The sequence below is a fragment of the Vibrio sp. LQ2 genome (genome assembly GCF_023920125.1).
GTDB classification, from domain to species: Bacteria; Pseudomonadota; Gammaproteobacteria; order Enterobacterales; family Vibrionaceae; genus Vibrio; species Vibrio fluvialis.
Genome location: NZ_CP085308.1, coordinates 1,340,999 through 1,353,794, shown reverse-complemented (window position 1 = coordinate 1,353,794; position 12,796 = coordinate 1,340,999). Strand labels below are relative to the sequence as shown.

Below are 12,796 nucleotides of genomic sequence, written 5' to 3'. Positions count from 1 at the left end.
CCAAACTGACTCAAGCATCTATAGTAATGAGTGAAATCAACAAGAATATTTCTACGATACACTTCGCTTGCTGAAGGGCAGGGCAATTGCTCAGCCCTTCTTTTTTTGACCTCAACGTATACCTGTAACTTACAGATACTGTTTTTATATACAGTATTGTTTTATACTGCGTGTTCATCAACTGTGTTGGGGGAAACGCGATGGGATGTGTAGCTCACGTCAAACCATGGGTAACAACGGAAAATCATGAATCGGTTTCGCATGAGTGCCAAGAGAGGATGCGCCGGACTAAGGCCGTGCTTGACGAAGTTGCACGTGAATCTGAGCGGCTAGCCGATTGGCTCTACTTCGTTTACGTTCCGTCTTTGGCAGAAGGTGGACCAACGCATCAACGACTGTTTGATGCTATTGAAACTCAGTGGCAGCAAGTAAACCATGGCAGTGATAGGTTGCCGGTCGCGCCTCTTAGATCTCTTATTCCACTCGTTGTCGGCGGTTTTGCTTTGAAAATGGGAGGAAGTCACGAGCTGATTTCGCGTAATTTTCTGTCTAATGAACCGCCCACATTTACCCGCAGCTATCTGATTAATGCATTGGTTGAACACGACTGTTATGTTGCGGGTGACAACAGTGAGGCGTACAAGCAAAAACAACGTGAGAGTTACCGAATCCAATGGTTTAGTTGGCAGCATCACATTCAATCGCTTGTGCAATTTCTGCTGCAATGGGACCAAGCGGCACGTACACTGTTTAAAAACAAGTTGGGATGAATGAGATGAAAAGGAAATCGGCGGTTCTTGTGGTGTGTATGGGCAACATTTGTCGTTCGCCAATCGGAGAGGCGGTGCTGAAAGCCAAAGCGCAGGAACTGGGGTTAGACATAGAGATTGATTCAGCGGGAACGATTGGCTATCACCAGGGTAATCCGCCGGACCCAAGAGCCCGATCTGCGGGTGAAAAGCGCGGTTATTCGTTCGCAGGAATGCAGGCGCGCAAAGTGCGGGACAGCGATTTTGAGCAGTTTGATCTGATTCTTGCTGCAGACCGAGATAACTTATTGGAATTACAACAACGTTGCCCCAAGCAATATCACCACAAACTTGCGTTGTTTCTCAGTTATGGCCATTCCGACTACGATGAGATTCCAGATCCTTACTATGGCGGGGAGAACGGATTTGAGTTGGTGTTAGATCTTATTGAAGATGCTTCTGAGCAGTTGCTGTTGCAACTGAAACAAAAAAGCCGGTGATGAGCACCGGCCTTTTTAATCCTGATAGAGATTAGAAGCGGTAGCTTGCTTGCACACCTACAATCCAGACGTTACCTGTCATTTGGCCATCAAACTGGCCGCCAACTTTTTCTGCGGAGTTATCAGAGTCATAGCCACGAGACTCCAAAATGTCTGCGTCTTTGGCAAAAATGTAAGTAAAGGCCGCGTCCAGCGTTAGTTGCTCGGTAACGTCGTAGCCCGCACCCACGCTCAGCCAGATACGGTCGGTTTCCGGAATAGTAATGGTGCGGTTTTTGGTGCTTACTGCTGCAGTGTCATAAGCCACACCACTGCGTAGCGCCAGTTTAGGATCAACCTGGTATGTCGCACCCACAGCGAAACGGTAGTTATCTTTCCAGTTCTCTTCCTTCACCATGACTGTGCCCATGGTATCAAGTTCAGCCTGAAGTTTTTCGAAGCTGCTCCAGTCCGTCCAGTTGATGCTGGTGTGCAGAGCAAACTGATCGGTTAGTTGGTGGTAGGTAGAGAGTTCTGCCGTTGCAGGCAGAGTCAGCATCATGTAACCAGTATCCGACAAAACTTTGCCGTATGACTGAACATACATGTTCGCTGAACCAGACAGCTTCAGGTCTACTTCTGATTTATAAGCGAAGCCAACGCGGTTGTTTGGAGTCATTTGCCAAGCCGCACCCGCTTGCCAGCCCCAACTGGTGTCATCACCTTCCATGTACTTCAGCGTTGTGCCTTTCGTCAGGCCCAGAGCTTCAGTTTGTGCTGGCGATTTCGCACCAAAATGGCCTTCACCCATGACGTAGCGGATGCCACCACCAATGCTAACGGTTTCTGTCAGTTGGTAGGCGATGTTCGCATTCGCTTCCATGGTTGTAACCATAGCTTCGTCACCGAAGTGGCTGGCTGCAAATCCAGAGTCCAGCTCGGTTTCCATGCCGTAGTTGGTACCAAATGCGAGACCTAGAGCCCATTTTTCGTTCACTTGGTGAGAAATGTAGAAGTTCGGAATGACGGCGTCGTTGGCGTAATCAGATGAACTGGTGCTTGAAGTGCTTCCGTAGAAACTAACGTCACCCTCAACGTCAACATTCGGGTTAACGTAGAGTGCGCCAGCAGAAATTTGCGTCCCTTTCAGATAAGTCAGCATTGCTGGGTTGCGCCATTGTGAACCGGCATTGTCTGCAATTGCGGCTTCACCAGCGTACGCGCGGCCAAGACCCGTTGCAGAGTACTCCGCCAGCTGAAAGCCTGCTGCCTGAGTTAAGTTAGATACACTTGCTAAACCACATGCTACTGCAATAGAAAGAAATTTTTTATTAGTTTTCATCTTATTGTTCGCTGAAATTATCTGAATTGGTAACCGCGAAGTCTAAAACTAGAGCTTTTGCTTTAACAATAAAAAACACTGTATTAAGCCTGTTTGGATATAAAATCCGCAAATTGCTTAATAATTAGTGGAAATATCTGATTTAAACTGTGTGGTTATTGTGCTTTCAGCGTACAACTGTAGGGTAGATTGAACATAATAGAACACAAGTGTGCGCTGAGATACGCGAATCGGGAAGGATTAAAAAATAAAAGGGCTGGAAAACCAGCCCTTTACCAATCAAAAAATGTCGTGAAAATGCTTAGAAAGTGCGGCTGTATTGTAAGCCGACTAGGATAGCATCCGCGTGAGTTGTACCTGTGAGGGTAGAAACTGTTGTACCTGATACTGTAGTTGATTCAGATACATCAACGTCTTTACCCATTAGGTAGGTAAAGCCGAAATCGACATTAGATTGTTCATCAATGTTGTAAGTAAAACCAGTTGAGAACCATTGACGGTCTGAATCAGGAACAGAGATGGATGTAACTTTATCCTGTGCGCTGGTGTCGTACATGTAACCCGCGCGTAGCGTCCAGTCTTTGTTCAGGTAGTAAGTACCACCGATAGCGTAGTGCCAACCGTCTTGCCAGTCGTAAACTTTTTCACTGATGGTTTCGTTTTTAAACTCGATTTTGTCGAATTTGCCCCAGCCGATGTACTGAATACTATAGTGCACAGCGAATTGGGTGTTTTCAATACGGTGGTAACCTGAAAACTCTGCGATATCTGGGAGTGGCAGTTTTACTTCTTTGTCGCCGTCTTTCGCTGTAATTTCTGGGCTGTAGCGGTAAGACAAGCCGAAACGGTTGTTATCATCCAGCTCCCACACAGTGCCGACGTTAAATCCTAAACCCCAGCCGTCTGCTTTATCAACGTCTACAGCATTGTAACCGTTCAAGGCATTCAACATACCAGTAGTCGTGTCAACAACTGGTCCGGTGTAATACTCATCGCTGAAACTTCTTTTAAGTGTTCCTTGTCCATAAATAACATCTAGACCCGCACCGAAGCTCCACTGTTTATTCAGACGGTATGATCCCGCTAAACCAAAATTCATACTTAGAATTTCTGTTTTACCGCCGTATTCACCGCCAGCATATGAACCGCTGAATTCGGTCTTAGTGCCGAAGTTAGAGTATGCATCTACACCCCAAGCGAATTTATCGTTTACTGGAACGATAAGGTGAATATTAGGAGCAACAGAAGTTGCACCAGCGTCATCATAATCTGCATTTGATGATTGGCCTGCTGCATTGGTATAGGTTGCATCTTTTACTTCGATCATTGAAGTAATCGTTTCGAAACCTAATGAAAGTGAAGTTTTGTCAAACAGAGCCATAGCAGCGGCATTACGAGACATAACAGCAGCGTTATCTGCGATAACGGCATCGCCTGCGAATGCACGACCAAGGCCAGTTGCAGATTGAGCGTTGAGCTGGAAGCCAGCAGCCATTGCTTGCTGCGTAGCTAGGGAGATTGTCACTGCTAATAGTGACTGTTTAAACAGACGCGTCTTGTTCATTTAGACTTTTCCTTATTATTCGCCTCTTTGGGCGTTTGTTTTGAGCAATTGCTCAGTTGGTGGCTGATACTAGACGCAAGTATAGAGTATAGAAATCCGACCATTGTCTAATTGGATGATAAAGTTATAGAAATGATGACCATTTGGCACGAAAATGCTCTGATATGTGATTTTTTAGAGTTTTAACTCTATTTTAACAATTAAAAAACCCGCTCTGGGAGCGGGTTTGGTTTTATTTCGCAGGTTTTATCATCGGCATCAGATGTTCGGCAATCTTAGCGACATTTTCCCCCTCATCGCCAACCAGTATCAGGCTCATGTTGCCTATAGGCTCAATGACACCGGACATTCCGTCTTTGTCGAACTGAACGTTCTGTTTACTCGGCATCGAGGTCAAAAAGAGTGTTACCTTGCCTTTTTCACCCTGAAACACCATGTGAACGGCGTTGGCATGACCAAATCCGCAGTGGTTCAGGTAATACACGTGATACGGAAACGTACCGTTCAGGTTGTAGGCGAAAGGTTGCATTTTCGCATTGATTTGGCGCGAACTAACCGCTTCATCTAATGCAGAAACAAACACTTCTTCATCCAAAACGTGTTTAACGGCGATATCTGCAAGACTGGCTTGCGCGGGTGTTACCAACAGGTTGCCCCAATTGACCTGGCCAACGGCTAAACCGATGACAAAAGCAACGGAGGCAGCCATCGCCATCGCACGGCGCACAAAGCGTGGGCGCACGACATTATCGGCAGCCGAACTGTGGCTGAACAAGATTCGATCCGCCAAGCCATCGGGCACATCAACGCGCATTGCTTCAGCAATTCTGGCGTCCAGGTTCAACACATCGTCGGCAAATTTGCTGTTCGCTTCGCTGGAGGCGATAGCTTCGTGCATCGCTTTGTCGCGATGTTTCGGATCCGACAACATGCGGCGGCGAAATTCTAAATCATCCATTTTGCTGCCCCCTGTAATTTTCTGAAGAATCTAACATCTCTTTTAACTGATTGCGTGCCCGAAACAGTCGGGTCATCACGGTGTTTTTGTTGAGTTCCAGTATCTCGGCTATCTCTTCGCCACTGAAACCTCCAATAACCTGCAGAAACAGCGGCTCGCGATATTCCACATCCAGCTTCATGATTTGCGCATGCAACCACTCCTGCTGATGGTGGGCATCATCCGAGACTTTGGCTTCGCCGCTATGATCGTCAAGATCGACCAACTCAAACTGCTTGCGTTCGAAACGACGTGCGTTTTCGCGCCGCAATATGGTAATGAGCCACGACTTTGCTGCTTTCTCGTCTTGTAAGCTGTCGAGCGATTTCCACGCCCTTAAGCAGGTTTCCTGCACCAGATCCTGCGCGATGCTCTGGTCTTTACACAACCAATAAGCATAACGGTAGAGATCACGATGGTAAGCACGAACCAGTGCTTCGTATTTTCTTTGTCTGTCCATACCGCTATTGACCGGACGGTTGGAAGTTTTCTTTCCAAATATTTTTAGTAGCGACACAAAAGTCTCCGTTTGTTTACGCCACGTCGGTTAGAGGCCGACGCCTTTTGGGTGTTCATTCTGGTTGTGAGGGTGCTATGCACAATTACTAATCAGTTTGGAAATGTGCTCAGAGATTGTTTTGAATCAAGTTTAGGCCGCGTTGGCCCCATAAAACCAAGATAAAATTGATCTAATTCAAAATCTCATCGTCCGAAGTGGCTATAGTAACTCCTGTCATCTAGTTAGTCATTGCGACTAGCGTGTTGAGCAAGATGACACTTCCTTTTGAAGGCTGACTTTACTTTCTCCTAATCAGGAAACTGATTATTTTCAATTGGCGTAAGTTAATTGCTTTAAAAAACATTCCGACCACACAGTTATGTGTGGTTTTTTTTTGCCCGCATTTCCCCCACCATTCTATTGCTTACCCTCCGTGACAAAGACTGGACGAGTAAACTTCTTGATTCAACTACACTTAATCCGTGTTTCGATGCAAATATCACGTTATTCCAAACAGTTGTTTGATTGTCTTAACAATCTCGTTACAATGCATCAGGTCAGACCTCTTATTCTAAGGAGAAACAATGGGCAAACAGGAAGTGAGAACACGTTCGGGTGAACGTGTAGCTGTCGTAGCGGGTCTACGTACTCCCTTTGCGCGCCAAAGTACAGAATTTGGCCAAGTGCCAGCTGTTGATTTGGGCAAAATGGTTGTCAGCGAGATGCTGGCAAGAACGGATATCGATCCTGCGCTGATCGAGCAGGTGGTATTTGGTCAGGTAGTGCAGATGCCGGAAGCACCCAACATTGCACGTGAAATCGTACTGGGCACTGGCATGAACATTCATACCGATGCTTACAGTGTGACCCGAGCTTGTGCGACCAGCTTCCAGTCCGCCGTCAACGTGGCCGAAAGCATTATGGCTGGCACGATTGATATCGGTATCGCTGGTGGTGCGGATTCGTCGTCTGTTTTGCCGATTGGCGTTTCCAAAAAGCTGGCTTCCAGTCTGCTTGCGCTAAGCAAAACCAAAACGCTAGGTCAGAAGCTGAACGTTTTGAAATCATTGTCTCTGAAAGATTTGATGCCAGTGCCGCCAGCAGTGGCGGAATACTCAACCGGTTTATCTATGGGACAGACGGCTGAGCAGATGGCGAAGTCACATGGCATTTCGCGTCAGGATCAGGATGCGCTTGCGCACCGTTCTCACACACTGGCAGCGCAGGCATGGAAAGACGGTAAGATTCGCGGCGAAGTGATGACGGCTTTCCCTGAACCGTACAAAAAGTGGATCGATACCGATAACAACATTCGTCTGGATTCGACTCTTGAAGGCTATGCCAAACTTCGCCCGGCGTTTGATCGCCAATACGGCAGTGTGACCGCTGCGAACAGTACGCCACTGACCGATGGCGCGGCGGCCATCATGCTGATGCGTGAAGGCCGCGCGAAAGAGTTAGGGCTTGAGATCCTCGGCTACATTCGCTCTTACGCATTTTCCGCGATCGGTGTTGAAAAAGACATGCTGATGGGCCCGTCTTACGCGACACCGATGGCACTCGATCGAGCGGGTATTACGCTCGGCGATCTCACCCTGATCGATATGCACGAAGCGTTCGCCGCACAAACACTGGCTAACCTGAAAATGTTTGCCAGCGATAAGTTTGCCCAAGAATGTTTAGGCCGCAGTCAGGCGATTGGTGAAGTCGATATGGACAAGTTTAACGTACTGGGCGGTTCACTGGCTTACGGACACCCATTTGCGGCGACAGGTGCACGTATGATCACGCAAACACTGCGCGAATTGAAACGTCGCGGCGGCGGTTTGGCATTGAATACCGCATGTGCCGCGGGTGGTCTGGGCGCAGCAATGATTCTGGAGGTGGAGTAATGAGCCAATCTAAAGCATTTCATCTGAGTGTTGATGAGCAGAACATTGCGTGGCTGGCGATTGATGTGCCGGGAGAAAAAATGAACACCTTGCAGGCGGCATTTGCCGAAGACATGCAAGCGGTGTTCAAACAACTGGAATCACAAAAAAGTCAGCTCAAAGGCCTGATAGTACATTCACTCAAGCCCGACAATTTCATCGCGGGGGCGGACGTACGCATGCTGGAGGCCTGTACGTCGGCGCCGGAAGCACAAGCGCTGGCTACTCAAGGTCAGGAGATGTTCCAGCAGTTGTCCGATCTGCCATTCCCTGTGGTCGCTGCGATTCATGGTCCATGTTTGGGCGGTGGCCTGGAACTGGCTCTTGCGTGTGATTACCGAGTGTGCAGTGATGATGACAAAACCCGTCTTGGTCTGCCGGAAGTGATGCTCGGCCTGCTGCCTGGTTCAGGTGGTACGCAGCGTCTGCCTCGTTTGATTGGCTTGCTGCCTTCGCTGGACTTAATTCTTACGGGTAAGCAGCTCCGTGCCAAAAAAGCGAAAAAGCTGGGTGTGGTTGACGCTTGTGTGCCACAAGCTGTCCTGCTGGATGTCGCCAAGCGCTTTATTGACGAAAAAGGTAAGAAAAAAGGCAAAGTTCCATTGTCGACCAAAGAAAAGCTGATGTCGCAGACGGGCTTTGGTCGCAAAGTGATCTTTGATCAGGCGAGTAAGAAAACGGAACAAAAGACGCGCGGTAACTACCCGGCAGCCAAGGCGATTCTGGAAGTGATTCAGCATGGTCTAGAAAAGGGCATGAAAGCGGGACTTGAGCTGGAAGCCAAGCGTTTTGGTGAACTGGTGATGACACCGGAATCGAAAGCGTTGCGTTCGATCTTCTTTGCTACAACAGAGATGAAAAAAGAGAACGGTTCTGACGCTAAACCGCTGAAAGTGAATCGCGTTGGCGTGTTGGGTGGCGGTTTGATGGGCGCGGGCATCAGCCATGTCAGCGTGGCCAAAGCGAAGGTGCCTGTCCGTATTAAAGATGTGTCTAACGACGGCATCCTGAACGCGCTCAACTACAACTACAAGTTGTTCGACAAGCAGCGCAAGCGCAGAATTCTGAGCAAAGCACAGCTGCAAGCCGAGATGAGCAAGCTCACTGGCGGAACCGATTTCACCAGCTTTAATCATACCGATGTGGTCATTGAGGCGGTGTTTGAAGATTTGTCGCTGAAACAGCAGATGGTGGCGGATATTGAAGCCAATGCTAAGTTGAGCACCATCTTCGCCACCAATACCTCATCGCTGCCGATTCATCAAATCGCCGCCAAAGCGTCACGTCCGGAAAATATCGTCGGCCTGCATTACTTCAGTCCGGTTGAGAAAATGCCGTTGGTGGAAGTGATTCCGCATGAAACGACCTCGGATGAAACCATTTCTACGGTCGTTGCTCTTGCGCGTAAACAGGGCAAAACGCCAATTGTGGTTAAAGACTGCGCTGGGTTTTACGTGAACCGCATTTTGGCGCCGTACATGAATGAAGCCGCCCAAATCCTGATGGCTGGTGAGCCGATTGAAAACCTTGACCGAGCCCTGCTTGATTTCGGTTTCCCGGTCGGGCCAATTACTTTGCTGGATGAAGTTGGCGTTGATATCGGTGCGAAGATCATGCCGATTCTGGTCAAAGAGTTGGGGCCGCGTTTCCAAGGGCCGGACGTGTTCGATACGTTGCTGAATGATGGTCGTAAAGGCCGTAAATCGGGTAAAGGTTTCTACAGCTATAAAGGCAGCAAGAAGAAGGAAGTCGACAAGTCAGTATACAAACTGCTGAAGCTGACTCCGGAATCTAAGTTCAATGATAAAGATATCGCACTGCGCTGCATTCTGCCGATGCTGAATGAAGCGGTGCGTTGTCTGGATGAGGGTATTATCCGCAGCCCGCGTGACGGCGATATCGGTGCCATTTTCGGTATCGGTTTCCCGCCTTTCTTGGGTGGTCCGTTCCGCTATATGGATCATATTGGCATCAAAAAGTTGGTCGAACTCATGAATCAGCATGCTGAGAAATACGGTGACCGCTTTGCGCCGTGTGACGGTCTGCTGACGCGAGCTGGTCTGGACGAGCATTTTTATCCGGCGTAATGAACGATATTTTTGTCGTCAACATGAACGGGGCATTGGCCCCGTTTTTTTCTCTCAATCCCGACATCAGCCACAAGTGTCAGCCAAAATTCTGTGCTAGCATAATTCGAAATATCAAGAAGTAAGAAGGATTCAACATGGATGCACTTGAACTGCTGTTAAACCGCCGTTCGGTTGCCAAACTGGACGCTCCCGCACCAGAAGGCAAGGCACTGGAAAATATTATTCGTGCCGGATTGCGCGCACCGGATCATGCCAACCTGATGCCGTGGCGTTTTGTCATTGCTCAGGGCAGCGGATTGCAGAAGCTATCCAACATTCTGGTTAAAGCGGCAATTGCCGATAACAGTGAAGAAGCAGTAGTAACGAAAGTGAAAAATGCGCCATTTCGTGCCCCAATGGTGATCACTGTGATCGCGAAAGTCACGCCTCATGAAAAAGTCCCCGCGTTTGAACAGCATTTGTCAGCCGGATGCGCAGTACAAGCGATGCAGATGGCCGCTGTTGCTCAGGGCTATCAGGGTATTTGGCGTTCAGGTAATTGGATGTTCCATCCTGAGGTACATCAAGCCTTTGGTTTGGAAGGCGATGATCAGATAGTGGGTTTCCTTTACTTGGGAACTCCGGGAACCACGCCAATGAAAGTGCCAGAACGCGAGCTGAGCCAGTTTGTGGAATTTCTCTAATCAGCGTGCGTCTGAATTCTCTACGTAAAAGAGGGCCTGTGGCCCTCTTTTTTGTGTCGATCAATGAATGTGGTAAGCAATCACAAAATCAATAAACAGACGGACTTTTTCCGGCAAATGATCTTTGTGGTTGTAGAGCATGTAAATGTCGCGAGGGTTGGCGCTCCAATCACTGAGAACGCGTACCAAGCTGCCATCTGCGATGTATTCACGCAGCATCACATCCGGCATCAGAGTAATGCCTAAGCCTTCTGAACAGGCGCTTCTTACCACGTTCAGTGCGTTGGCCTGAAAACGTCCTTTGTCACCGTTGATGACGGTCTCGCCTTTTGTATTCGTCAGTTGCCATTTAATGAGCGGATAACCTTTCAGCAGCGAGTGATGATTCAGGTCTTCGGCATGAGTTGGCGCGGGATTCTTAGCCAGATAATCCGGGCTGGCGACCAGAATATCTTTCACTTCACTGATTTTTCTCGCAATCAGGCTCGAGTCACGTTGTGGGCCGACGCGGAAAATGACGTCCCACTCGGTTGGATCAAGTTGATCTGCGTGGTTACTGGTGGTCAGTTCAATGTTGATTTCCGGGTACTTTTTCATGAACTCATTGAACATCGGCATCATCATGCGCTTCGTCAAATTATAGGGTGACGAAATTTTGATCTTGCCAGAAGCACCGCGACATTCGTCGGTAATTTCTTCTGCCATTGACGCCAAACGTTGCAATAACGGTGAACAGTCACTAAAAAAACGTTCACCTGCTTCAGTTAAAGAGAGTTTGCGAGCATGGCGATTCAAAAGTCTTAGATTCAGAGAATCTTCAAGCGCTTGAATGCGTCGGGTGATGGTCGCTACAGGAATCATCGTCTTGCGGGAAGTAGCGGTGTAGCTCCCATTTTCGACAACCAGTCGAAAGAGGTTTAGGTCATCTAATTTCATTGTTCCTGACACATTATTTTACGAATTTGAGTAATTTATACGGATATCAGTTGTCAAAGATTGCGTCACGTCAACTTGTCGTGCGATTCGTGATATTCCATACATATAGTATGCAACTGCCGTGCAAAGTGGAATATTTGTATAAATCTTATTTCATGACTACTTTTTAAGTAACGTATGAAACCATCTTATAACAATAAAGCAGATTGTGAACAGGAAGAGCATAGTGAGGTAGAAGCTATGTATAAAACTCACATCAGGGCTAATGAATTCTCGGCTCCCAAACCGCTGTCTGAAAAGCTGATTATGTTAGTTGATGATGATCCGATTTTCAGACGGATCACCAGTGGCTATCTGTCCGCTCAGGGATATAAGGTGATGGAGGCAGAAGACGGCCTGGATGGGCTGAGAAAGCTCAGAAAAGTAGCACCGGATCTGGTGCTGTGTGATTTATCAATGCCCGTGCTCGATGGCATTGAATTCGTTGAAGAAGTAAGTTTGGAATATCCATCTTTGCCGATGATTGTCGTGTCTGGCACGGATGAAATGTCTGACGTGGCTAAGGCTTTGCGCTACGGGATTAAGGACTTTCTCGCCAAGCCGATCGGAAATCATGAACATTTAGGTTGCGCTATTGAAAGCACGTTGGAAGATGCCTCGCATCACATGGCTGATCTGCGCGATTTTTCCAGCCAATGGTTCCGAGTCGATGGAGGAGGAGACATTCCCGAAGAGCAGGAACTGCATTGGCATCTGGAGTACTTGCATGATAATCCGAGTGCGGCTAAAGACTTGTTACACGCTCTTTTGCCTGATAAAGACACGGCGCAAGGGGTATGGAAATGCAGTTACCGTTTACTGCAGTCCACCGACGTTATGCCGCTGGTTTTTGATTATGCATGGCTGATGAATGGGCAGTTTGCGTTTTATATTGTCGACTCATCCAGCGATGGGGACAAAGGCGTTGCGAGTACCTTATTGGTGCGGGCACTGTTTCACGATTACCTGCGCAACTTACGCAGTTTTAACGCCGATCTCAAAGATTTGGCGGAGATTGTCGAACGTGGCATTGAGTGTTCCGATTGTGCTGAACCGGTCGCGGCTGTTTTCGGTCTCGCCAACCTGAGCGATGGAACCTTGTCTATTCTGCCTGCGGGATTGGATAGTCAGTGGTCGAACGGTTACATGACGCAGCATATTGCGGCGGGTGTAAAGTTGGGCGAAAACTGTATGAAGAATTTCATTACTAAAGACTTATTGATTCATAACGCCTGCCAACTGTCACTCAGTTGCCTTGGCGCCAGCAGTTTTATTCTCGATATCTACCAAGGTGCTGCTACCTAGCGTCCTTCTGCTCACACTCTGCCTACAGAGTGTGAGCTATTTAACCCACCCATAATAACCACATGCTTTGTCCGTGTTTGTGACAAATTGTTTAAGGTATAGTCAGCGCCTCAAAACAATTATTAATCCGATGCTCTGTTTTTTGGGGCCGGACTGAAAGTAAGTCACCTACACTAGAGAAG

The 12,796-nt window shown here is 48.0% G+C and carries 11 protein-coding genes; 6 read left to right on the top strand and 5 right to left on the bottom strand.

Annotated elements, in window-relative coordinates:
- The first annotated feature begins 278 nt into the window (after window positions 1-278).
- Both LGV68_RS06325 and LGV68_RS06320 read left to right on the top strand, forming a co-directional pair.
- The gene (locus LGV68_RS06325) at window positions 279-770 is read left to right on the top strand and encodes a hypothetical protein (RefSeq protein ID WP_222725849.1); all 492 of its coding nucleotides are present in this window, start codon (window positions 279-281) and stop codon (window positions 768-770) included.
- 5 nt (window positions 771-775) lie between these two features.
- Window positions 776-1,249, top strand: coding sequence for a low molecular weight protein-tyrosine-phosphatase (locus LGV68_RS06320; protein ID WP_222737710.1), 474 nt, complete (start codon window positions 776-778; stop codon window positions 1,247-1,249).
- A 31-nt stretch (window positions 1,250-1,280) separates the two neighbouring features.
- On the opposite strand, the gene LGV68_RS06315 is transcribed toward LGV68_RS06320, so the two are convergent.
- The 4 genes from LGV68_RS06315 to LGV68_RS06300 form a co-directional block, all read right to left on the bottom strand.
- A complete protein-coding gene (locus LGV68_RS06315; RefSeq protein ID WP_075988749.1) occupies window positions 1,281-2,570 on the bottom strand; it encodes an outer membrane protein transport protein in 1,290 nt (429 codons plus the stop codon).
- Window positions 2,571-2,871: 301 nt separating this feature from the next.
- Window positions 2,872-4,134 (bottom strand): outer membrane protein transport protein, encoded by a 1,263-nt coding sequence (locus tag LGV68_RS06310; RefSeq protein WP_158124517.1) that lies wholly within the window; start codon window positions 4,132-4,134, stop codon window positions 2,872-2,874.
- 232 nt (window positions 4,135-4,366) lie between these two features.
- Window positions 4,367-5,092, bottom strand: coding sequence for a DUF3379 domain-containing protein (locus LGV68_RS06305; protein ID WP_061056711.1), 726 nt, complete (start codon window positions 5,090-5,092; stop codon window positions 4,367-4,369).
- The gene (locus LGV68_RS06300) at window positions 5,085-5,648 is read right to left on the bottom strand and encodes a sigma-70 family RNA polymerase sigma factor (RefSeq protein WP_020327904.1); all 564 of its coding nucleotides are present in this window, start codon (window positions 5,646-5,648) and stop codon (window positions 5,085-5,087) included. Before LGV68_RS06300 ends, LGV68_RS06305 begins: the two co-directional genes overlap by 8 nt.
- A gap of 566 nt (window positions 5,649-6,214) precedes the next feature.
- Between LGV68_RS06300 and fadI the strand changes: the two genes are divergently transcribed.
- The 3 genes from fadI to LGV68_RS06285 all read left to right on the top strand — a co-directional run bounded on the left by fadI (window position 6,215) and on the right by LGV68_RS06285 (window position 10,334).
- Window positions 6,215-7,522: an acetyl-CoA C-acyltransferase FadI gene (fadI, locus tag LGV68_RS06295; RefSeq protein WP_032081507.1), complete on the top strand. Its 1,308-nt coding sequence runs from the start codon at window positions 6,215-6,217 to the stop codon at window positions 7,520-7,522.
- Complete coding sequence (gene fadJ, locus LGV68_RS06290; protein ID WP_061056709.1) at window positions 7,522-9,648, top strand: fatty acid oxidation complex subunit alpha FadJ; 2,127 nt, start codon at window positions 7,522-7,524, stop codon at window positions 9,646-9,648. The genes fadI and fadJ overlap by 1 nt, the downstream gene beginning before the upstream one ends.
- 137 nt (window positions 9,649-9,785) lie before the next feature.
- On the top strand, window positions 9,786-10,334 hold the full coding sequence (locus LGV68_RS06285; protein ID WP_055452080.1) for an NAD(P)H nitroreductase: 549 nt from the start codon (window positions 9,786-9,788) through the stop codon (window positions 10,332-10,334).
- Between the two features lie 60 nt (window positions 10,335-10,394).
- Here LGV68_RS06285 and LGV68_RS06280 read toward each other — a convergent pair whose 3' ends face one another.
- Window positions 10,395-11,270 carry a LysR family transcriptional regulator gene (locus LGV68_RS06280; protein ID WP_024373883.1) on the bottom strand — a complete coding sequence of 292 codons (876 nt, stop codon included), beginning with the start codon at window positions 11,268-11,270 and terminating at the stop codon, window positions 10,395-10,397.
- Between the two features lie 240 nt (window positions 11,271-11,510).
- On the opposite strand from LGV68_RS06280, the gene LGV68_RS06275 reads away from it, so the two are divergent.
- Window positions 11,511-12,614 (top strand): response regulator, encoded by a 1,104-nt coding sequence (locus LGV68_RS06275; RefSeq protein ID WP_020327899.1) that lies wholly within the window; start codon window positions 11,511-11,513, stop codon window positions 12,612-12,614.
- The last annotated feature ends 182 nt before the right edge of the window (window positions 12,615-12,796 follow it).